This window comes from Salinispora fenicalii, assembly GCF_000514815.1.
Classification (GTDB): domain Bacteria; phylum Actinomycetota; class Actinomycetes; order Mycobacteriales; family Micromonosporaceae; genus Micromonospora; species Micromonospora fenicalii.
The window spans coordinates 122,152-144,843 of the sequence record NZ_AZWQ01000016.1 but is presented as its reverse complement, the minus strand read 5'-3'; the positions used below and the strand labels follow the sequence as shown (position 1 = coordinate 144,843).

General features: G+C 66.6%; 16 protein-coding genes and 1 pseudogene. 10 read left to right on the top strand and 7 right to left on the bottom strand.

All coding sequences use genetic code 11. From position 1 onward, the window contains the following. The first annotated feature begins 29 nt into the window (after window positions 1–29). From B116_RS0106345 to B116_RS0106310, 7 genes are all read left to right on the top strand, one after another. Entirely contained in the window at window positions 30–977 is a 948-nt protein-coding gene (locus tag B116_RS0106345) for a DUF1702 family protein (RefSeq protein ID WP_033667328.1), read from the top strand. 48 nt (window positions 978–1,025) lie between these two features. Continuing rightward, window positions 1,026–2,888, top strand: a complete 1,863-nt coding sequence (locus tag B116_RS0106340; protein ID WP_027659527.1) for an FG-GAP repeat domain-containing protein — start codon at window positions 1,026–1,028, stop codon at window positions 2,886–2,888. Then, window positions 2,885–4,123, top strand: a complete 1,239-nt coding sequence (locus B116_RS0106335) for an aminotransferase class V-fold PLP-dependent enzyme (protein ID WP_027659526.1) — start codon at window positions 2,885–2,887, stop codon at window positions 4,121–4,123. The genes B116_RS0106340 and B116_RS0106335 overlap by 4 nt, the downstream gene beginning before the upstream one ends. A 559-nt stretch (window positions 4,124–4,682) precedes the next feature. Beyond that, on the top strand, window positions 4,683–5,129 hold the full coding sequence (locus B116_RS0106325; RefSeq protein ID WP_027653633.1) for a hypothetical protein: 447 nt from the start codon (window positions 4,683–4,685) through the stop codon (window positions 5,127–5,129). A gap of 301 nt (window positions 5,130–5,430) precedes the next feature. After that, entirely contained in the window at window positions 5,431–6,336 is a 906-nt protein-coding gene (locus B116_RS0106320; protein WP_027659524.1) for a hypothetical protein, read from the top strand. Continuing rightward, a complete protein-coding gene (locus B116_RS0106315) occupies window positions 6,333–12,140 on the top strand; it encodes a type I polyketide synthase (RefSeq protein ID WP_027659523.1) in 5,808 nt (1,935 codons plus the stop codon). Before B116_RS0106320 ends, B116_RS0106315 begins: the two co-directional genes overlap by 4 nt. After that, entirely contained in the window at window positions 12,133–12,549 is a 417-nt protein-coding gene (locus B116_RS0106310) for an acyl-CoA thioesterase (protein ID WP_027653636.1), read from the top strand. Before B116_RS0106315 ends, B116_RS0106310 begins: the two co-directional genes overlap by 8 nt. A gap of 83 nt (window positions 12,550–12,632) precedes the next feature. On the opposite strand, the gene B116_RS0106305 is transcribed toward B116_RS0106310, so the two are convergent. Then, window positions 12,633–13,382 (bottom strand): helix-turn-helix transcriptional regulator, encoded by a 750-nt coding sequence (locus B116_RS0106305; protein WP_223874513.1) that lies wholly within the window; start codon window positions 13,380–13,382, stop codon window positions 12,633–12,635. A gap of 500 nt (window positions 13,383–13,882) precedes the next feature. Beyond that, a complete protein-coding gene (locus B116_RS0106300; RefSeq protein WP_027659521.1) occupies window positions 13,883–15,091 on the bottom strand; it encodes a HEAT repeat domain-containing protein in 1,209 nt (402 codons plus the stop codon). Window positions 15,092–15,562: 471 nt separating this feature from the next. On the opposite strand from B116_RS0106300, the gene B116_RS0106295 reads away from it, so the two are divergent. From B116_RS0106295 to B116_RS0106285, 3 genes are all read left to right on the top strand, one after another. After that, window positions 15,563–16,864: an ABC1 kinase family protein gene (locus B116_RS0106295; RefSeq protein WP_027659520.1), complete on the top strand. Its 1,302-nt coding sequence runs from the start codon at window positions 15,563–15,565 to the stop codon at window positions 16,862–16,864. Between the two features lie 227 nt (window positions 16,865–17,091). Beyond that, window positions 17,092–18,285 carry a cytochrome P450 gene (locus B116_RS0106290; protein ID WP_033661575.1) on the top strand — a complete coding sequence of 398 codons (1,194 nt, stop codon included), beginning with the start codon at window positions 17,092–17,094 and terminating at the stop codon, window positions 18,283–18,285. Between the two features lie 27 nt (window positions 18,286–18,312). Further along, entirely contained in the window at window positions 18,313–19,143 is an 831-nt protein-coding gene (locus B116_RS0106285) for a methyltransferase domain-containing protein (RefSeq protein WP_027653641.1), read from the top strand. A gap of 13 nt (window positions 19,144–19,156) precedes the next feature. Here B116_RS0106285 and B116_RS0106280 read toward each other — a convergent pair whose 3' ends face one another. From B116_RS0106280 to B116_RS0106255, 5 genes and pseudogenes are all read right to left on the bottom strand, one after another. Next, on the bottom strand, window positions 19,157–19,540 hold the full coding sequence (locus B116_RS0106280) for a VOC family protein (RefSeq protein ID WP_027653642.1): 384 nt from the start codon (window positions 19,538–19,540) through the stop codon (window positions 19,157–19,159). A gap of 36 nt (window positions 19,541–19,576) precedes the next feature. Next, a complete protein-coding gene (locus B116_RS0106275) occupies window positions 19,577–20,278 on the bottom strand; it encodes an SRPBCC family protein (protein ID WP_027659519.1) in 702 nt (233 codons plus the stop codon). Next, a complete protein-coding gene (locus B116_RS0106270; protein WP_027659518.1) occupies window positions 20,275–20,877 on the bottom strand; it encodes an ArsR/SmtB family transcription factor in 603 nt (200 codons plus the stop codon). The genes B116_RS0106275 and B116_RS0106270 overlap by 4 nt, the downstream gene beginning before the upstream one ends. Before the next feature lie 688 nt (window positions 20,878–21,565). Continuing rightward, a pseudogene (locus tag B116_RS0106265) lies at window positions 21,566–21,799 on the bottom strand (ATP-binding cassette domain-containing protein); the annotation flags it as partial. 342 nt (window positions 21,800–22,141) lie between these two features. Continuing rightward, entirely contained in the window at window positions 22,142–22,639 is a 498-nt protein-coding gene (locus tag B116_RS0106255; protein ID WP_027659516.1) for a YcxB family protein, read from the bottom strand. Window positions 22,640–22,692: the final 53 nt, after the last annotated feature.

Below are 22,692 nucleotides of genomic sequence, written 5' to 3'. Positions count from 1 at the left end.
AGGCCAGTAAAGGCAGGGGCAGACTGCTCGTGCCACCCCTGCCCACTGCGATCGTCGAACTCGCCGGGCGTCAGCACCGGCGCGGTGAAGCAGCCAGTCGACTGCTCTTGCAGAACCGCGCGTTCGCTTTCGTCGAGGGCTACCAGCTGCGGCGGCGGATCGGGCGGATTGACATCCACGCGGAACTGGCGCGGATCCGACCTGACGATCGCGGCTTCGCCTACGAGGGAGCTGCGCTGGCCGCGGGGCTGGCAGATCTCGCGACACCGCGTCGAGGATCTCGGCGGAACGGCTCGAGGAGCTGTGATACCCATCTGGGTGACCTGCTCGCCGGTCCCGGTGCGGGCTTCGTGCACCTGATCCATGTCGGAGCCGGATGGTCGGCCGCCCTGCTGCCCTGGCGGGTGGTGCATCGTCGGCTGGCGCTCGATCCGCTACTGCGCTGGCTTGCCCTGGACGGGGCGGGTTTTGCCCGCGGCTTCTTCGGAGGACCGCGTTGGATACGCCGGCTAGCCAATCGACCAGATCGCCAGGACCCGGTTCAGGCGGTGCTTTGGCAGGGGGTAGGCCGCAGCCTCTGGTTCGTCGAGTGTGGTGACGGCTCCGGACTCAGCCGACAAATCGAGCGGTTCCCACCCGGTCTACGACGTGAACTGTGGGCCGGCGTCGGCCTCGCCGCGTCCTACGCGGGCGGCTGCACGGTTCGCCATCTCGAGCAGCTGCGCACACTAGGTGGAGAGGATCGTGCCGCCCTGGCCCAAGGCGCGGTCTTCGCCGCCGAGGCACAGCGCACCGCAGGTCACATTCCCGCTCATACGGAGGCGGCCGTCGGCACGCTCACCGGGGTGTCGGGACACACCGCCACTACCTGGGCGCGCGACTCCTACGAGTCCGCCCGCGCCCTCGGTCCCGAAATCGAGTCCTACCGGTGGTGGCAATGGGAGATTCGCCGCCGTTTCACTGCTGCGCTCGGCTGAGCCCCAGTTCTGCCGGCCGCTGTCGCCGTTACGATCAAAGGAGAAACCATGTCCATGTCACCACGTCGCATGCTGCCCGGAGCATTGGCGATGGTCGTGGTCGCCGCTATCGGGATGTTCACCGTCCGGCCCTCGCCTGATCCTGGCGAGACGGACGTCGTGGCTGCTCGCTTCGCCTTCGAGGTGCGCCCGCTGAACACCGCCCCCGCGCAGGCCCAGCATGTTCGTGTCGTCGCGCCTGACTTGTCGGGAATCCGGTCCTGGATCTCCGCCGTGGGCGCCGCGGTTGCGCTGCTCGACGCCGACGGTAATCGACGCCACGACGATGTGTGCCTGGTCGACCCGAGGGATGACTCAGTTCGGGTCTTCCCGGTGCCCGGAACCGGTGATCGGTATCCAGCAGCGTCCCTGACTCCTCCACCCGGTCCGATGGACCACATCGCGCCAATGGGTTGTGTTCCGACGGACCTTGACGCGGACGGCGACAGCGACCTGATCGTCTACTACTGGGGCCGATCGCCGGTGCAATTCTTGCGGGTCGGTGTTGGCTGGCATCCGGTGGAACTGGTCCAGCCACCGCAGGTCTGGAACACCACCGCGCTAGTCGTGGGAGACCTAGACGGCGACGGCGCGCCTGACGTTTTGGCGGGTAACTACTTTCCCGATGGCGCCCGCGTGCTTGATCCGGGGGCAGCCGGAGACGGGCGGATGCGAATGCAGGCCAGTATGGCGGACGCCGGCAACGGTGGGACGAACCGAGCCTTTCTCTCCCGCCCCGGGCCCCCGGACACGGCACCAGCCTGGCTCGACGCGTCCATCGGCGTGCCGGATCGTGTCGCGCGGTCGTGGACGCTCGCCTTCGGCATGCAGGACCTGACTGGGGACTTGCTGCCGGAGATTTACCTCGCCAACGACTTTGGCCCGGATCACCTGTTGGTGAACCACTCCAGACCGGGGCAGCTGGACCTGCGTCCGGTCGTTGGAAAGCGGACCGCGCTATTGCCGAAATCCAAGGTGCTGGGCCGTGGTTCCTTCAAGGGCATGGGTGTGACCTACACCTACCCGGACGGCGCTGAATTGCCCACGATCGTGGTCAGCAACATCACCACCCCATGGGGTCTACAGGAAAGCAACTTCGCCTTTATCCCGACTGGACCGGGCACAGATCTGCTCGACGGTCGGCTGCCTTACGAAGATCGTAGCGAGGCGCTGGGCCTCTCCCGAAGCGGGTGGGCCTGGGACGTCAAGGCGGTTGACTTCGACGGTGACGGCAATGACGAGTTGCTGCAGGCAACTGGCTTCGTGGCCGGGAAACGGTGGCGCTGGCCCGAACTCCAAGAACTTGCTATGATCAATGATCAGCTGCTCCAACACCCGTGGGCCTGGCCCCACTTTCGCCCCGGCGACGATATCTCGGGCCACCAGGCCAACGTACTCTGGACGCGACATGACGGACGGTATGTCGACATCGCCGCGCAGAGCGGGCTGGGCTACCTAGATGTCAGTCGTGGTATCGCCATTGGGGATGTGGACTTCGACGGTCGCCCGGACGCGCTGGTGGCCAACCAGTGGCAGGACAGCCGACTGGTGTTGAACAGGTCCCGGTCGACCAGCCAGTCGACACTGGTCCTGAAGCGGGCCGGTGAGGGCGGACGGCAGCCCACCATCGCTCTCGGCGCGTCCGTGGTCGCCAGGCCAGGCGGTGGCCGGCCGGATCTACGGGCCCAGCTCTATCCCAGTAATGGACACGCCGGGGTATCCAGCCCCGAGCTTTTCTTCGCCGTCGACGGGATCACTCCGTTCGTCGTGTCCTGGCGTACGGCGGACGGGGTGCGGACCGCGCAGGTCAGTCTGGGGTCGGGTCGGCACGAACTCGTGCTGCATGATGATGGCAGGGTGACCACGCGATGAGGGCCCAGACGAGGCAGCCCACCGCGATGCCGGCCAGGATCGACGGCCACCTGCCACCGGCGACAACGGTTGTCCGCACACACGGCGAAGGCACCTGGGACCTGTTGAGGGTCGCTTCGCTGGGCGGGGGTACGACCGATGCGACCCGCCACCTCATCAACGCCACCAGCGTTCTGGTGCATCCCAGCCTCGGTAGGGCGGTGCTGTCCGGTTCGGCCCGGCGGGCAGTTGAGGCGGCCTTTGGCTGCATCGACTTGGAGTACGACCTGAACACCGGGCAGCGGGGGCGTCGCGGGCGGGAAACGGTGGCCGCACTGCTCGCGGCAGTGCCGACGGCCGCTGCGGCGTACGTGGTCAACAGCAACCCGGCGGCGCTGGCACTCGCCGCAACCGTGCTCGCGCCCGGTCGGGAGCTGGTGATCAGCCGACGGGAACTGTACGAGATTCGCGATGGCTTCCGGCTGCCCGAACTGCTCACCTCGACCGGATCCCGGCTCTGCCCCGTTGGTACCGCGGACGGCGCGGTTCTGGATGACTACCGACAAGCCGTGTGGTCCGGCACTGGGTGCGTGCTCACCCTGGTCCCGGCCCGGGGCGTCTCGGACGGAGTGTGCGGTAGGCCGGATGTGACGGCCTTGGCCGGCCTGAGTGTCCCAGTGATCGCCGACATCAGCTCGGGTCTGCTCCGCCCGGAGCCGGCGCTGCCTGGTGAACCGGACGCGGAGACTGCGCTGCGACAGGGAGCGACACTGGTCACCGCTAGTGGCGACAAGTTGTTGGGTGGGCCGCAGACCGGGCTGCTGATCGGCGAGCGGGCCGTCATCGAGCAGGTGCGACGGCACCCACTAGCCCGAGCGATGCAGGCGGACAAGCTGGCCCTCGCCGCCCTGTGCGCGACCATTGTCGACGGCGGTACCCCCACGCTCGCCGCCGTCCGGACGGCTCACACTGACCTGAGGGCCCGGGCTGAGTGGCTGGTTGGCGCACTGCGGGCTGGGGGAGTCACCGCCGACCTGGTCGAATCCCACGTCACGGTGCTCGGTGACGCGAGCAGCCGCCTGCGCAGCTATGCGGTCGCCATCGATCAACGGCTCGCAGGACGGCTGCGCCGGGGTGGTCCGGCCGTGGTGGGGGATCTGCGGGACGGTCGGCTGCTGCTGAACCTGCGCCCGGTGCCGGCCGACCGTGACACCGACCTGGCCGCGGCGGTGCTCGCGGCCGCGTCCCGACCTTAATCAGCAAGGACAATCCGCGAGAAGTCGCCTTGGCCCGGCGACGCGTAGAAAGGAGTCGCACGCTCAGGTGACGGAGGCAGCGAATGTCTGGTTCGGTGAGCCCTGGCCATCGCGCACGGAATCTGCCGGCGGGCACCTGGACGAGTGAGCGGGACCGACAGAGGCCGCTCACCACGGCCAAGAGGTCCATAGCCCTCCTGATTTGCCTGCGATACGCCCAGCCGACGGCCCAGGCCAGATTGTCTGGCATCCGGTGCCACCTGCTCGATGTCGAGGTGGTGCCGGTGCCGGGCCGGCTGTGGTTAAGGAAGTTCCTGCCGGTATGCCGACACCGCCCGGGTCTGGGGCTACGACTCTGACCTTCCCGATCACGGGGCCCCGGGGCGCGGCAAGGCTGGTGGCGAGCTGGCGGGTGTTCGCGGCCGTGGAGTCGATGCTGGCCGACTGGCGGTCTGCTATCTGGCTTTCCAAGCTGGCCCTCGCTTGGTTCGCGACGAACTGACCACGGATCGTCGCGTGTGCGGAGGCCAGAGTCGAGTGTGAACCGGAGGAGTTGACGGTGGACTGGCAGTCCCTGGGAACACCCATCGCTGCCGTCTGCACCGCGATCCTGACCTACCTGGGCACCCGGCACGTCACCAAGGTTGAGCGCGGCCGCGAGGAGGCCCGTCTCGCCGAGGAAGCGCGCGACGACGCCCTCGTTGTAGAGCAGGCCCTGTCCGCGGCCCACGAAAAGGCCCGGGCCGCGATCATCTCGGAACGAAACGAGCTGTTGGAACGCTGGCAGCGCACCCTCGACGAGGCCCGGGACGACCGTCAGCGCCTACTCCAAGAGCACCGGGCCGAGATTGCCCGAATTCGCCAAGAGGCGCGAGATGAGGTGGCCAGCGTCCGGGAGAGTGCACAGCTGATCATTGGCGAGCTGCGCGGGCAGGTCATGCAGCTGCGGTCCGACCTGCAGGCCAGCCGGGACCGACGCCGGTATGACCTGCCGAACGATCCGTGACCGACTGATCTCTTGTGTGCGTCGACCATCGACGTAGCGCAAGGCGGAAGAAGTACGCCGGGGGTTAAGCGATCTACAACGGACTTTCCGATTGCCGTAGGAATGCGGCCGCACCGGGACCGATTGCTTCCGACTCTTCGCGACGAGCGGCGCTTATACGCGGATAGTCAGAGAGGGATGGCGCAGAAATGACAGAGATACCGAAATCCGTCGCGCCGGCCGGGCGCTGTTCTCCCCAACGCGCTAGCCGGCTAAGCGGCCCTTCAGCCCCGTCTCACCCGCCGACGAAACGGTGTGCGCTGTGATATCCACTGCTCCGGGAGAGCTCCGAGTAAAAGCCCTGCGTCGCTTCGCCCTGTCCATCACGATTCTCACCCTGCTCGGCCACCTCTTCCTCGGGTTCGAGCAGGCACCAGTGACGCCGGTTTTGACCCTTCTGCTGGGTTATGCCCTTGATCTGACTCTGGAAACGTTCCAAGCCCGTGTCGAACGGCGCCCGGCGGCCTTCCTCGGTGGCTTCGGGCAGCTGGTGGACTACCTCCTACCCACCCACATCGGCGCGCTGGCCTGCGCGATGCTGCTCTACGGCAACTCCTCGCCCTGGCCGTACCTGTTCGCCATCGCCACGGCGGTGGCCTCCCGGCACATCCTGCGGATCCGAGTCGATGGTCGGCCGCGGCACGTGCTCAACCCCTCCAACGCCGGCATCGCGCTGACTCTCCTGCTCTTTCCCTGGGTCAGCATCGCGCCGCCCTATCATTTCACCGCTGGGATCTCCGGGGCGCTGGATTGGCTGCTGCCGCTCGGCGTCCTCATGGCCGGCACGCTGCTCAACGGCAAGCTCACTGGAAAGATGCCGCTGATCCTGGGTTGGCTGGCCGGCTTCGTCGGGCAGGCGCTACTGCGAGCGGTCCTCTTCGACCACGACTTCGTCGCCGCGCTACTGCCGATGACTGGCCTGGCCTTCATCCTTTTCACCAATTACATGATCACTGATCCTGGTACCACACCCCGTGCCCGGGGCAATCAGGTGTGGTTCGGGCTGTGCACCGCGGCCGTCTACGGCCTGCTGGTACTTGCACACGTCTCGTACGGACTGTTCCTCGCTCTGGTCATCACCTGCACCCTTCGGGCGGGCCTGCTGCTGGTCGATCGCCACCGGCTGATTCGGGCCCGGCGGACTCGCCTGGGGAAGGCAGCCGCATGAGGGCGAACGAACGGCAGATCGCGGTGGTCGGCATGGCTTGCCGCTATCCCGATGCCGACGATCCCACGCAACTGTGGCGCTCGGTGTTGGCCCGCCGCCGCGCATTTCGGGCGATCCCGGCCGAGCGGCTGGACCCCGCGCACCGGCTCGGAGCGCCGCACGCGCCGGATTCGACGTACGTCCGCCGCGCCGCACTGCTACGGGACTGGCACTTCGACCGCGAGGCCTTCCGCGTGTCCGGGGTTGGCTGGCGAGCTGCGGATCATGCGCATTGGCTGGCGTTGGAGACGGCAGGGGCGGCCCTGGCGGACGCCGGATTCCCCGGGGGCGCCGACCTGGACGCCGACCGCGTCGGTGTTGTGCTCGGCAACTCGCTCACCGGCGAATTCAGCCGGGCGGGCCTGGTGCGGATGCACTGGCCGTTTGTTCGCCGATCGGTGGAGGCCGCCTTACACGACACCAGAGTGGATTCCGCGGTCGCCGCACAAGTACTCGATCAGGCCTGGCACCGGATCGCCGCTGCATTCCCGGAGCCGGGCGACGAGTCACTGGCAGGGGCACTGAGTAACACCATCGCTGGCCGCATCTGCAACCACTTTGACTTTCACGGTACTGGATACACAGTCGATGGTGCCTGCGCGTCGAGTTTGCTCGCCGTCATCACCGCGGCCAACGCGTTGCTCTCCGGCGAGCTGGACTTCGCCCTCGCCGGTGGTGTCGACCTGTCCCTGGACCCGCTGGAGATGATCGGCTTCGCCCGCCTCGGCGCGCTCGCCCACGGGCAGATGCGTGTGTATGACGAGCAACCCACTGGCTTCCTGCCGGGGGAGGGGTGCGGCATCGTTGCCCTCATGCGCGCCGACGAGGCGCAACGGCGTGGACTGCGTGTCTACGCGAAGCTGACCGGCTGGGCGACGTCTTCGGATGGGTCCGGGGGCTTGACCCGGCCGGACATGGGCGGGCAGGCGCTGGCACTGCGGCGGGCATATCAGGCGGCCGGGGTGAAACCGGAGCACGTCGGCCTCATCGAGGGGCATGGCACCGGAACCGCGGTCGGCGATCGGGTCGAGCTGGAAACGCTGACCCGAATTCGGCGCGATGCGACCGGCGCCGCGGCGCTCGGCTCAGTGAAGGCAAACATCGGCCACACGAAGGCGGCCGCTGGCGCGGCGGCACTGATCAAGACTGTTCTCGCCGTGTATCACCGGATTCTTCCGCCGACCACAGGCTGCCACACACCGCACCCCCTGCTTCGCGGGGCAGACGCCACCTTGCGAGTGCTCGACGAGCCGGAGCCGTGGCGGGGCCACCGGCTGACAGCCGGCGTCTCCGCGATGGGGTTCGGCGGGATCAACAGTCACGTCGTGGTGGAGAGCGGCGCGTCCGGTGCCGCTGCCGGCCACCGCCGGATTTCCGCCTCGGCCCAGGCCTGGGCACACCCCCCGATCCAACCGGAGATCGTGCTGCTCGAAGCCGCCGACCGAGGTGAGTTGACCAAGCAACTCGACCGTCTTGTCGACTGGGGCGCGATGCTTAGCGACGCCGAGGTCGGTGACGTCGCGGCGACTCTCAGCGCTGCAGCCGGGGGAACAGCCAGGATCCGCTGCGCCCTGGTCGTCCAGGACGCCGACGAGCTGACCGCCGCGGCCCGCGCCGCGGCCAGGTTGTTAGCTACGTGGAACGGCCGCGTCCTGGTCGATGAGAGCGCCGGCGTGGCGTTGGGTGGTGGACCGCCGGCGCGAGTGGGGCTGCTCCTGCCCGGCCAAGGCGCCCCTGTGCGGCACGACCCCGGCCCACTGGCCCGGCTACTCCGCGAGTTGCCCGAACGGCCCGCGGACACCGGGGCATCCGGCACCGAGGCGGCACAACCCGCCGTGGTGTGGCAGTCACTCCTCGGGCTGGCCTGGCTGGATCAACTCGGCTGCGCCCCAGTCGGTGCGGTCGGGCACAGCCTCGGCGAGTTGACCGCCCTTGCCTGGGCTGGTGCTGTGGACATGGACCGGCTTATCCAGTTGGTCGCCGTCAGGGGCCGCGTCATGGCGCGGCACGGTATGGCGGGCACGGGCATGGTGAGTCTCTCCGTCGACGAGGCGCGGGCGGTCCGGTTGGCGACCGAGCACGGTCTTGTGGTGTCGGCCCTCAACGCTCCGGACCGTACCGTGCTCGCCGGCGCCGACGAGAACCTTGCCGGGTTGGAGGCGGCACTACGGGACAGCGGCATCGAGGCGGTTCGACTACCGGTGTCGTACGGCTTCCACAGCCCGGCGATGGGACCTGCCCAGCCGGCCTGGGCCGCCGAGCTGAACATGGTCGGATTTCCCCGACGGTCGTGGCCGGTCGTATCCAGCGTGACCGGAGAGGCGTTGCGCGAAAGCGACGACCTGGTGGCCCTGCTCACCCATCAGCTCACCGCCCCGGTGCGGTTCGTCGCTGCAGCTCGCGCGCTTGGCCAACAGTGTGACCTGCTCGTCGAGGCAGGTCCGGGGACCATGCTGTCCCGGCTTGCTGCCAGGTTCTCGGCCGTACCGGCGGTCAGCCTGGACTGCGGGGGTTCAGCCCGTTCACTTGCCCTCGCCACCGCTGCTGTCGTTGCCGCCGGCGCTGGCGATCTCACCGCCTGGTACGCGGGGCGGCTCTATCGCCCGCTCCGGCCAGGGACGGCCATGTCATTTCTCAGCAGCCCGTGTGGTTCCGGCATCTCCGCCGCCGGGCTGCCCGGGGCGGGATCGGTGTCGACCGACGCGGAACCCGTTCCCCATCCGGGTCGAGTCGAGCAGCTGTCGAGCGTGGCAGATGCGGTGGTGAGGACCACCTCCGCTCGGCCGGCGCCGACTCCACCCGAGGTGGACCCATTCCACCAGCTGCGCGCCCACCTCGCCACCGAGCTGGAACTACCGGTGACGAGCATTGCCCCGGCAACCAGACTCCTCGGTGACCTGCATCTGAACTCACTGCGGATCGCCCGCACCGTCGCCGCGGTCGCATCGGCGATGGGCCGGCAGCCACCTTCTGCGCCACTGTCGCTGGCCGAGGCGACCGTCGCCGAGGCGGCGGAGGTGCTCGCACAGCTGCCCGCCGCTGATGATGAGGAGGAACCGGTCCAGGGCGTAGCACCCTGGGTACGGCTGTTCCGGCACGACTGGGTGCCGGTGGAGAACACTGTGATGGCCACCAGCGGCGTACGGTGGCGGGTCGAGGCCCCGGTGGGCCACCCCTTGCACGCGGTCTTCCCCGCCGTGTCTGAGCAGACAGCAGCGTCGCACGGACTAGCTGTCGCACTCGGCCCAGACGACGGACCCGTGGAGGTAGCTGCCGCCCTGACGCGGATCGCCGTCGAGCAGCCGGCCCGGCTGGCGATCGTGCACGACGGCCATCCCGCCGCCGCCGCTGTCGGCCGTTCGGTCGCGGCAGAACTTCCGGGCAGCGCGGTGACAGTGCTCGAAGCTACCTCCCCTGAAGACATCACGAGGCTGGCCGTGTTGGCGGTGCCGGCCGGATACGGGGAGCTACGGGTCGGGCCCCGCGGCGTCCAGCGGCTGGTCACCTCCCTGCATCGCCCGGCCGACGGGTCGCGGGAGGTGCCGCTCGGCCCCGACGATCTGTGTATCGTCACCGGTGGTGCCACTGGCATCACGGCTTTCGCCGCGGCGGCGATCGCCGAACGAACCGGATGTCGGCTCTTGGTCCTCGGGCGGCGCCCCATTGAGGACGCCGAAACGGGCGAAGCGCTGCGGCGGCTGAGTGTGGTCCTCGGCGACGACCGGCTGCACTATGAGCGAGCCGATCTGACCGACCCCGAGGCGGTACGGGCGGTGGTGGCCGGTGCGGGGCGGCTCGGCGCGGTCCGGGCGGTTGTGCATGGTGCCGGAATTAACCGGCCGGCGCAGCTTTCACAGGTCTCGGCGAAGGAGCTTCAGGATCACCTGGGCGGCAAGGTGGACGGGCTCAAGTCACTGCTCACCGCCGCGGGGCCGGACCTACGTCTGGTGCTGGCGTTTGGCTCCATCATCGGCCGTCAGGGGTTGGCCGGGCAGGCCGCCTACTGTGTCGGTAACGACTGGCTGCGTCATGAGGTGGAACGGTGGGCCGGCGATCACCCGGCGGTTCGGGCGCACGTCATCGAGTGGTCGGTCTGGTCCGGGATCGGTATGGGGGTCCGTCTAGACGTACTCGATTCGCTGCGTAGGCGCGGGGTTGGCGGCATCGCCCCCGATGACGGTGTCGCGGCGCTGTGGCGAATCCTCACCGATCCGACCGCTCCGGTGACCGTGCTGTGTACGGCGGCGTTTCCCGAATCCGCCACGTTGAGTCCACAGCCCGCCCCTGACGCTCCCGATTTGGGTCGACTGCGCTTCGCTGAAGTCATGGTCAGCCGGATTGGACAGGTTGCCACGGTGACCGAGGCGGTCTTGTCGGCCGGCGCGGACCCGTATTTACGGGATCACCGTGTCGGCGATGTGTCGCTGCTGCCCGCCGTGCTGGGTCTGGAGGCAATGGTGCAGCTGGCGTCGTTAACCCTCGGGAACCGGGCCGGTTGGGCGATTCGGGACGTCCGCTTCGCCGCGCCGATCGACATTCCCGAGCTCCACACGAGGCGGATTCGGGTGGCGGCGCTGGCCGATGTGGGCGGGACGGATGTCGCAGTGGTGATTCGCGCGGACACCGACGGTTTCGCTACTGACCGGTTTAGCGGGACGGTGGTCGGACAACTCCCGGCGCCCCCGGCGAGTAGCGCGGGGGGCGGCGAGGAGTCCCGGCCGTGCTCGCGGGTGGAGACGGCCGGACCGGAGGAGAACGTCGCTCATCCCTGGTATGAATCGGTGCTCTTTCATAAGGGACAGATGCGTCGTCTCGTCTGCGCGGAATCGGTTTCGGCGTTCGGGGTGCGCGCGGTGATCGAGGCCAGCGATTCGGAGCGCTGGTTCGCGTCGTTCCTCGGTCAGGATCTGCTGCTCGGTTGCCCGGGTGGGCACGACGCGGTGATTCACACGCTGCTCGCCTGTGCGCCGCACCGCCGGGTACTGCCGGTGGGTGCGGCCGAGGTGGTCGTTTGGCAGCCACTGCGCGGTCTACTCACCGTCGAGGCGTGGGAGATGTGGCATAGCGCGGACGAGTACGTTTTCGACGTCGACGTCACCCGCTCCGGTAGTCCGGTAGCGCGGTGGCGGGGCTTGCGGCTGCGAGCGGTCGGCGAGAACCCGGAGTTCATCGCGGCCCGGGACTGCGGCCGACTTGGCGTGGAACTGGTTGCTCCGTGGCTGAGTCGTCGGTTAATCGAGGTCGGTGCGGTCGACGCAGTTGAGTTCGTCGTGGGAGCGGGCCGGCGCGAGACGGAGGGTGCGCGCGGTCTGGTGGCTCAGCATCTCGCCCTGCCCGAGTCGGAGCTGGGCCACAAGCCGTCCGGCGCGCTTCACGTGCCCGGCCGGTATGCCAGCGCGAGCTACGCCGACGGGCAGGTGCTCGTCGCGCTCAGTGACCGTCCGGTGGGAGTGGACTGGGAGCCGGTGACGGACCGGTCGCTGGCAGGGTTGCTGGACGCCTCCGCGCGGGTGACCGTGGACGATCTCCGGCAGCACACCGGAGACGCCCCAGAGGTAGCCACAACCCGGTTGTGGGCCGCTCGGGAGGCTCTGGTCAAGCTCGGCGTCGATCCGGACCAGGCACTGGCGCACGGCGAGGCGGAGCCGGACGGCTTGCTCGTCTCAACGGGGCAGGACGTGGCGGTGACGACCGCGTTGGCCTGGGGCGAAGAGGCGAAGCAGGTGGTGGTGGCGGTGGCGACCAGATTGGGGCGACATGAGTAGGTGGTACGTCCATCGACACGTGGTGACCCTGGACGAGACCAATGTCGTGGGGAACGTCTACTTCGCGCACTTCCTACATTGGCAGGGGCACTGCCGGGAGCGGTTTCTCGGTGACCACGCACCCGCCGTCCTAGATCAAATACGTCGGGGCGACCTGGTCCTGGTGACCGTGTCGTGCGGCATGGACTACTACGAGGAGTGCTTCGGCCTAGATGAGATAGAAGTCCGGATGCGCGTGGACGGGCAGCACGGGCACCGGCTGGGCATGCACTTCGAGTTCCGTCGTGGAGGGCGGGAGGTCGCTCGGGGCCAGCAGACGGTGGCGTGTCTACGTCGTACCCCGGACGGCCCTGTGCCGGTTGACCTGCCGGTCGAGCTGCGGGTGGCCCTGACGGCATTCAGCGGGTGATCGCTGCGGCACCCGACCCGCTTACCTGGGTCGGGTGCCGCAGCGATTCCACATGCTGTTGTGGCCGAGAACGGTTGCTCCCGTCAGCTACCCGTCTTCAGTAGCGGCGGCTGCCTACGCTGGGCCAGGGCGAGCAGTGCCGAGGTGAGCTGCACGGGAGGATCGATGGGGCGCGGGCATCGAAGCGCGATCTGAAAGCTTCGGTCGGTGCGTCCGCCGCGGACGATGATGGGCGTGTCGCCCGTACCGACGAATTGCGCCTGCCAGCCGTTGTCGCCGAGCACGTCGGACAGCGTCGAGCGGTTGTCGAAGCCCAGCGCCACGGCGTGGTACGCCCCGTCGGCCAGCGGCCGGAAGTGGCTCAGGCGGTTGGTTTCCAGTACGCCATAGGTCACCGGGACATCGTCGGGCTCCTCTGACCGGTAGAGCCCTAGCACCGCGCAGCCGCCGGTGCTCGGCCCGCCGGTGACGGCACCGACTGGTCCTGGGGCGAAGTGGCGCCCGGCGGCCGGATCGGTCAGCTCGCTCAACCGAATGTGTCCGAAGACGGACATTGCCGACCGGAACCGTCGTGGCGACATTCCGGTCAGCTTGGTGAACTGGCTGATGAAGGTACCAAGGCCGGAGTATCCGACACCCAGACAGACCTCGGTCACTGACAGGTTCGAATTGACTAGCATGCTCCGGGCTCGAGCCATCCGCAGTGCGGTCAGAAATCGTGCCGGTGTGGTGGATGTGACGTGCCGGAACACCCGATGGAAGTGGAACGGGCTGAGCAACGCGGCCTGGGCTATGTCGGAAAGGCGCTGAGGTTCCGAGAAATTGGCTGTCATGTATTCGATAGCCCGAGTGACGGAATCTAGCCGAGCGGCATTGGTGGGATTTTCAAGACACATTCCTAGGTTGCTACACCTTGTGACTTGAGCACATTCTAAACAGTTCCCCCTTTGTCGCCATAGCGGGTCAACGGTAGTCATCGTGTAGCCCTCCCCAGGGTCGCCGAGTCGCGGCCGCATCTAACCCGACGGGCGCGGTCATGCGTCTCTTGCTGCCGTCGATTGCGCCACCCAGGGCCCACAAAGACCCGAGGCTAGTCCCCCCGGGTTTGCCGAGTCCGTGTACGGCCGCTTGCATCGTCGCGTTCAGTCAAGCGCCCTTTACACTGTGCATAGTTATCTAATCTTGCTAATGGCATCACGAACGACGTGGTCCAAAAGCGACAAATAGGAATTAAGTGTGACAATGGCGCCCCTGCTCGGCTTCGTCCGGCAGACCGTCGTTGGACGGCTCCGGGGCGGCCAGCTACCGCCGTCCGCCCCGGAGCTCAGTCAGCTCAGTTCATCCAGTTCGTACGGGGGCAGAACTGCACCCCCGGGATGTCGGCGATGCCGTCCTGGTTGGAGTCGACATCCCCATCCCGCGTCGAGTAGATGTCGAGCGAGTTGACGTTGACTTTGTCGTCGCCATCCCAGTCGACGAGCTTGCCCTTGAACGTGCCTACGATGAACGCATTGGCCAGCGGTCCAGTGGGGGTGTCCAACGTGCCGAGAATGCTGTTGCCGGGGAACAGCACCTCCTCCAGCGAACTGCCCGCCATGGTGTCGAAGTTGACATAGCCCCAGGTGTGTACCCGGCCTCGGACGTAGCGGATCGCCGACTCGCCCCTGATCTGGATACTCGGGTCGAGGGTCCACTCGCCACTGCGCTTGGCGGCAACCATCTCGTTGCGGTGCCCCAGGCTGTCGTCGTCGGCCCGGCCGGACAGGAAGATCGGGCGAAGACCGCGCGACTCGAAGTAGAAGCTGCCGCGGCCGGGGTTGGCGTGGTTGGTGAGCCCACGGAACACAAAGTTCTCGGTGTGCGGAGTTCCGTCGTCGTGCAGGCCAGACAGCGTCTTGCTGATGATGAGCTTCTGGTTCCGGGTGTCCGTGTTCGGGCACGCATGCGCCTGTCCGTAACTGCGGGCGAGGCCCTGCGGGGCCAGGGAGATCTTGCCCCAGTTGCGTCCCGTCTCATCGAGTGCGACATAGACATCGCAGTGGATGTTGAGCAGAATCGTCTCGTCGAAGGTCCGGTCGCTGTCCCAGGTGAACGACCGGTTGTCGAAGGCAGGCAGGCCGGTGCGCAGCTCGGAGCTGAACAGCTTCGCCCACTCGCCGACGTCGGCGTCGTCGTCGTTGATGTGCCGCTCGATGACCTGCAGGGCCCGTGGTCCGCCGATCTTCTCTAGCGCCCACAGCGCGTTCCACCGCACCTCACGGCTTTCGTCGGTGGCGATGCTCTCCGCGATCAGGTCGATCGCTTCCGGCAGCCGGCGGTCCATCGCCTGGTACAGGGACTGCTCGCGGACCATGGGGTCCGGGTGGTGCAACGCCTCGTACGCGACCTGGTCGTTGGTGCGGATGTCGAGCCGCACCGCGTCCCGGTCCAGGATGTCGCCGAGCTCGCTGTTCAACAGAGCCGGGTCACCCTTGAGGTAGTGCTCCCACTCAGGCGCGCGGTCCCGACCCCCGGTGGACAGACCGATGGATTGGAGTGTCATGTTCTTGATCACCCTTTCATCTCTGGTGATTGCGGTGCCTGCGATATGCGTGCGACGAAACCCGGTGTGGAGCAGCCACCGAGCGATTTCGTCTCGGACGGCGAATACGGACACCCGCTACAAGGCCGAGTGCGAGCCATTCGCGACCTCTTTGCCGGTTCAGATTTCGGCCGCAGACGGCGAGCCATGGAATCGCCCAAGTGGACGGCTCCGCCGGCAGCTGCTCCACATGCCATGACCCCGCCTACGGTGGTGCGTTTCAAGGGTTGGCAGTGCGAGGGGGCGACGTCAACACTGTGACGCAGTGCAGCAAGAAAGCGTAGCTTGGGGTGCACGTTACTTCGAAGTCTTGCTGTCCCGTTCCCAGGAAACAGAAACCTGCGCAGGGCCGAACTAGGGTTCTCCCGTTGCCGTTGCCGTTGCCGTTGCCGTTGCCGTTGCCGTTGCCGTTGCCGTTGCCGAGGAGAATCGATGCTGAAGCGATTGTTTCGATGGTGGGCTCTCGTTGTTCGGGCCGTCACGATCGTCCTGCTGCTGATGGGCTGGGTCGGGCGGCTCGCGGTTCGCCTGCTGATCGCCGCCCTGCGGCCGAGGGGCATGCGAGGGGCCCGTGTCCGGGAGCAGCTGGCAGTCACTCTCACCGACGCGGTCGAACAGCTCGGTCCGGCCTACGTCAAGTTGGGTCAGGTGCTCAGCACGCGGGTCGACCTCCTGCCTCCGTGGCTGTGCCGGAACCTGTCCCGGCTGCACGACCGGGTGTCCCCGCCGTCCGACCTCGCCGCCGTCATCCGAACCGTGCCACCACTGGTGACGTCCAGTGTCATCGGCGGGGCGGCCGGGCTGACACCGGCGGCGGCGGGCAGCATCGCCTGCGTCTACCGGGCCTGCCTTTACGACGGTCGCGTGGTCGCCATCAAAGTACGGCGGCCGGGAATCGAACAGACCATGAGACTCGATCTGGCGCTGGTCGGTGCCGTCGCTCGGGTCGTCGGTCGGCTACCAGCGATGCGTCAGGTTCCACTGGCGGAGATAGTCGACCAAGTCTCGGCCGCCGTGTACGAGCAGCTCAACTTCGTCCGGGAGGCGCAGTCGCTGACCCAGCTGCGCGAAAACCTGAGCTGCCTGCCGGACGTCCGGGTGCCGGCCGTCGTGTCGGAGCTTTCCGGCCACACGGTCCTGGTGATGGAGTGGATCGGGGCGCTGGAGCGAAGCACCGAGCAAACCCCCGCCCGGCGGACCGCGATGCTCAACGGGCTGAGGGCCGCATACCAGATGCTCTTCCAGGACGGATTCGTGCACTGTGACCTTCATCCGGGGAATCTGTATCTGATGTCGGACGGCACCGCGGTGATCGTGGACACCGGCTTTGTCCGCGGCTTGACCGATCTCACGCGCCGCAGGTTTGCCGAGTTCTTCTACTACCTCGTCCGTAGCGACGGGCAGCGCTGCGCCGAGATTTTGTTGTCGACGGCCCTCGATGGCCGGGGCCGGTACGACCGGGATGGGTTCCGGGAAGACGTGGTGGCCCTGGTGGCACGCAATAGCTCGGTCAGGGCCTCGGACTTCGACCTGGCGTCCTTCGCCGCCACGCTCTTCGCGATTCAGCGAGCGCGCGGGTTGTACGCCGATCCGCAGTTCGTCTTTCCGATCCTCGCTCTCCTGGTGCTTGAGGGCAGCGTGCGCGAGCTCGTCCCGGACGTCGACTTCCAGGCGGAGGCGGTGCCGTACGTGCTCCGTGGGTTGCAGGAAACGGCCTCTGTGCGGCGCGGCTGACCCGGATGACGTCGATCAGGCCAGCCTCCGCCTGGCCAATCACAGCGGTGCGACCGTATGTCCCTGGTGGACGTCATCGATACCTATCCATCACTGCCTATGGGGAAGGGATGTGGCGCTCCTGCGCGGATGCCACGAACGCCCCCCTTGCCCGACAAGGTCTACCTGCTGTATGACTGGATGTCACGCTGTCATGACAATTTGTCATATCGTCGGAGGGAGTGGTGATGGCTGCCGTGCCGCGCCTCACGTTCGCGGACGGAGGTAAGCGCGTACTGCCCTGGTTCCGGCGGATGCGGGATGACCAGCCCGTGTGGTACGACCAGGGCACCAGTAGCTGGAATGTGTTTCGGTACGCCGACATCGCCCAGATACTCAAGGATCCTGCCACGTTCTCGTCCGACCCGGGCCGGTCGATGCCGCCCGAGCTGGCCGAAGAAGCCGAGGGCAGCTTGGTCGCGGTCGACCCTCCGCGGCATGCGAGGCTGCGGGGGCTGATTAGCACGGCCTTCACGCCGCGACTGGTCGAGCAGCTGGCCCCGCGTGTCCGTTCGATTGGTGAGCTGCTGCTCAACCGGGCATTCGTGGACCGTAGGGTCGAGGGCGAGTTCGACATCATCGGCGACCTCGCCTACCTGCTACCGGTGTATGTCATCGGCGAGCTCCTCGGGCTACCCGAGAGTGACCGGGGGTACCTTGTTCGTGCAGCTGACGAGTTCTACGCCATCAGCGCGGATGATCCATTCGATGGCGCCTACATGGCGAGCATGCAGTCCACGCTCGATGAACTCGGCAGCTACATGCTCGACCACGCAGAGCGCCGTCGCGCCAAGCCTGGGGATGACCTGATCAGCGCGCTCGCGCACGCTGAAATCGACGGGGAACGCCTCAACGACAGGGAGATTCGCAACTTTGCGATTCTCTTGCTGACCGCCGGCCACATCACCACGACCGCGCTGCTCGGCAACACATTGTTGGCTCTGGGTGAGCGACAGGACATCATGCTGCGGTGGCGGCAGGGACAGGTTGACACCGCAATTCTGCTCGAGGAAGTACTGCGACACCGAACGCCGTTCACTGAGGTGTACCGGTTCACCACGACCGAGGTGACGATCGGTAATCAGGTGGTGCCTGGTGACCAGCTCTTACGCCTGTGGATCGCCTCCGGCAACCGAGACGAGCGGCAGTTCGCCGATCCCGACACGTTCGTGCTTGGCCGGGACAGCAAGCACCTCGGCTTCGGGCTCGGCATTCACTACTGCCTCGGCGCCAGCCTGGCCCGGATGGAGTCCTCCGTCGTGCTGGGGCTACTCGCTGAACGCACCACATCGTTGGTGCCCGCGGTGGAGGCGCTTTCGTACTACGACGCACCCGGAATTTTTTGCCTGCGCTCACTGCCGGTGTCGTACCGCAGAACTTGATCGCAGCCTCCGACGAGGAGAACGTGTATGTCCGCCACCGACGAGCAGGCCAAGTACGACTACAAATCAGATGAGTCGATGCGCACCGATGTCTGGGACGAAAACCTGCACGTCGGGTACTGGGATGGCCCCGACGACACCAGTGACCAGACTGTTGCCACCGACCGGCTGACCGAGCTGGTGCTCGCCCGCAGCGGGCTCGGCGCTGGTCAGCACCTGCTCGACGTGGGTTGTGGTTTGGGTAAACCCGCGCGGCGGGCGGCTACTGAAACCGGTTGCTCGGTGTCGGGTGTTTCCGACTCCGATACCCAGGTCGAGCGAGCGAACGAGGGTGCGGTCGCAGCCGGGCTCGCCGGCCGGGCTAGCTTCCAGGTGGCCGATGCGACCCAGGAGCTTCCGTTTCCGGACGCCCACTTCAACGTGGCATGGGCGATCGAGTCACTGGTGCACATGACCGATCGCGCCCGTGCACTCGCGCAGGTCGCCCGTACCCTCAAGCCCGGTGGGCTGTTCGTCGCTACTGACTTCTTCACCCACCCACCATTGACCGGGACGCGCGCCGACGCGGTGGAGGCCTTCCGCGGGGTCGCCCTACTGGGACCCATCGTCTCCCTCGACGACTATCCAGCCTTGCTACGCACGGCTGGCTTTGAACTTCGCGAGTTCGTCGACCTTACCGAGCACACCCACCGAACCTACGCGTTGCTGTTGCAGGCGTTGCGGGACAACGAAACGGACCTGCGCGCACAGCACGGCGACGCGGTCTTCGACGGATTCGTTACTGCATTCGCCTACTGCGTGGAGTCGCTCGAGCCGCGCTACATGCTCTACGTGGCCCGGCGGGTGGCCGATCGCTGAGGCCGAGGGCGGCTCAGCTGGTATGTGGGTTCTGCATCAGCGCAACGATCGCGCCCGCAGGGTCCTTGATCAGTGCGAACCCGCCCGGGCCGGTGCCGTTGGGCTGCCGCACGACCTCGCCACCTTTCTCAGTCACTCGGGCCAGGCTCGCGGAAAGGTCGCTGACCGCGATGTAGGTGATCCACTGCGGCGGTAGGTCAGCGTTGCTGCTTTTGGCGTGGCAGATGCCAGCGACCGGGGTGCCATCCTGCGCGAGCATCATGTAGTCGTCGTAGGCGCCCATACTCAACGGCTCCGGCTTCCAGCCGACCACATCCGCGTAGAAGTCACGGACGCCGTCCGCGTTCTGCACGGTGAGGTCGAAGCCCGCGATTGTGCCTACCTTGTCTTGGCTCATCATGTGTTCATTCCTCTCGCCGTTGTGGTATCGATGTCAGTGAGTGTGCTTGGCCCACCACGCTGACCATTGCTCGGAGACCTGACCGAACGCGGTGTCGTCGAGGTTGTAGGTGTTGAGAATGGCCGTCGCGGATCCCGCTGGATTGGTCTGCGATGGTGCGTTCCCCGCGAGTACCAGCAGCCCTGGTCCCCAGGCGTCGATGGTCAGGCCGAGTTGATGGGTCGACCGAAACCAGACGTTGCCTGTTGTCCTGCCGCCAACGACGGTGGCGGTGTAGGGGCTGCCAGCTGGTGTTGCCGCCACGCCGGTCAGGCCTAGCCGGTCAACGACGGTGCTGGAGTGGATGTGCTGGTTGGAGAAGAAGAGAGTACGTCGAGTGCCGCTGGTGTGGTGGCTGAGTATGAAGCGCAGCTGTTGGAGGAACGAGGTCCACCCCTCGGTGATGTCGTCGTAGTAGGCGTCCCATTCCGGGTTTCCCGACAGTGGCGCACGGGTGAGTGTGACGCGCACTCCGTCGGGCTGCGGGTGCACCTCGAAACGGTCGCCGCCGTTGGCGACGAGCACGCGTCTCTGGTCATCTACAGTGACATCGGTGAAGTAGATAGATTGAATTTCCTCGGTGATCTCGTCAGTGTCCCAGCCGTGCCATCGGCGGAGGGTCTCGGTGTCCCGCAATGCCTGCCAAGCAGCGTCGACGGTGGTGTCAACCGTGATTTCGATCTCTGGGGTATTCATTGAATCGTTGGTGCCTCCGTTGCCGGTGCCGGGTATCCGGCAGCGACCACTCGGTACGGACGGCCGCCCTCAGTATCGTATGTGGTCGCTATCTGTGTGATGAGCTCGGTGACTTTCTCGGTGAATTGGTGTACCACGGCGGGGTCGGCGAACCGCACGTGTGTCTCGATTGTGAACGTGAGCAGGCGTTTGCCGGACTCCGCCGCCCCGACCTGCATGCGGGCGACGTCGCGCACCGCGGCGGCCGCAACTCCGACAAGGTGTTCGGCCGAGTGTTGGTCGGCGAGCGCACCGTCAGGTTCGGGCACGTTCTCGTTCACACCCATCAGGGTCGGGTTGACCACGAGCGCGCCCGGCTTGGCGCGCATGATCCGCTCCGTGCAGCCGCGTCGCTGTCGTTCCTCGACCAGCTCGACGAGGCCGATCGCCTCAAGCGCGCGCAGGTGGTAGTTCACCCGTTGGCGGGGGATGCGCAGGCTTGTCGCGAGTTGTGTCGCTGAGGCCGGTACCCGCAGTCTGCCGAGTAGCTGCCTGCGTAGTGGTGGTAGCGCGGCGGCGACGCGGTCGGGCTCGTCAAGGTAGTTGATGCCGCCGGTCATCGATCGATCGTCCAATGGAAAAATCAGATTGTCAATCTAACACGGGCGCGCTCCTCGAGTAGTTCGGTCTGGGAAGGAACACCGCCCTCACCGGACTGAGCAAGCGCCTGCTACGTCGGCGTCGTCTCGGGGTCCTGGAGGGATCGCGAGGTCTGGGGTGGCCACGGCGCGTTGCTCCGATCCTCGTGATCGTGACCTGCCTGGTCCAGTTTAGTCGAATCGATGCAGGAATCAGTTCAACTGTCGGTAGTTGATTTGTTTCAAAGTAGTTGCCCGCTTATTTACGGTGTGAGTTCTGCTGAGGACACCGGCACTGGAGACGTGGTGCCAGGCGTGTTGGCAGCAGTACCTTGATCGGTGATCATGGTATGCGCGGGTGCGGCCCTTACCAGGATCACGAAGTTCTAGACCATTTTCATGATCGCCGATGGGTTGACCCGTCCTCAACGGACCCCTGGCAACACGTCAACGCAGCTCGCAGCCCCGCGTGTCGACAACGCAAAGACCCTGGGTGCTCCTGGCACGGGGATGGGCATCACGTCCGCGTTCCGGCGGTCCGGGCCGTGGTCGGTCCAGCTGGTGCTCGATCCAGAACGCGAAGGAGGCGGGAATTCTGGGGTTCCGGGTAGGGGGTAGTTGGTCCTTATGGTGGCTTTCAGACCGAGTCGCCCCCTGGAGGTTGGTGATGCACCAGGATCGGGGCGTTGGCGAGTAGCGCACGGGCGATCGTCACTCGTTGCGCCTCACCACCGGACAGGTTCGCGTCGATACCGACGACGGCGTCATACCCTCGTTCGAAGCGGAGGATCCGGTCGTGAATCTGCGCCGCCCGCGCCACCAGCTCGACGTCCTCATCTGTGGCATCGGGCCGCGTGAGCCGGATGTTGTCGCGCAGACTCGTGCGCAGCAGCCGCACGTCCTGCAGGCGGTCCTGGCCACCTGCTGCCCGACCGCCGGATCCGCGTGAAACCCGCAGGATCAAATGATCGAACCCCAAATGCCAGGCCCGCGGCCCACACATCGACCGACACGGCTGCCAGGCAACCATCGTCATCAACATCGTCACCGACGAACCTTGACGAGTCGCCAACATGCCTAATTGAACGGCGTGGAGATTAGTACACGTCGAGCACACCAACGGCTCGGCAGCGGTCCAGGTCGTCGGTCCACGACGCCGACAGATACACCCGCCGGTCGATCAGGGCGTGCTCACCAATGCCGGTGTGACACGGTCGGGTCGACGGCTTCGTCCCCGAATGCGATCTCATCGGACCTGAAGCAGCCCGCGTTCGGCCAGGTAGGCGCGGAGCGTCTCGGCGTCCTCGGCAGACAACAACCGACGGGGGATTACGGTTGCCGGCATCTGACCGACGTACAGGATCCAGAATTCGGGGGTGTCCTTCACCTGATCGACTCCGTCCCAGGCGATGCCGCTGGACTGTGAGCCGCTGTGCATCAGGATGTTGTCGTCAGTNATNTCATAGGCGCCCTCGATAGCGTAGTTACTGGACCGACGTCGGGCGCGCAGCCGGACCCATGGCCAGTACAGCATCGCTAGCAGGCCACCCATGAGCATCGTCAGCCACAGTGGCTGGATCTGGTTGCCCCACCCGAGGCTCCGTGATACGGCGAGGCCGGCTGCCCCCGCCGCTGCCAGCGCCGCGCCGAGGTATAAGTACTTGCGTAGCTGATCGATGGTGAGCGCTGCGGCCACGCGGCTCGGATAGGCGGGATCGGCCGGGACGTCAAAACGGATGTGCACGTCAAAACGATAGTGCCCCCGTAGGGGCGTCGGGCAGCTGCGTGGCAGGTGCC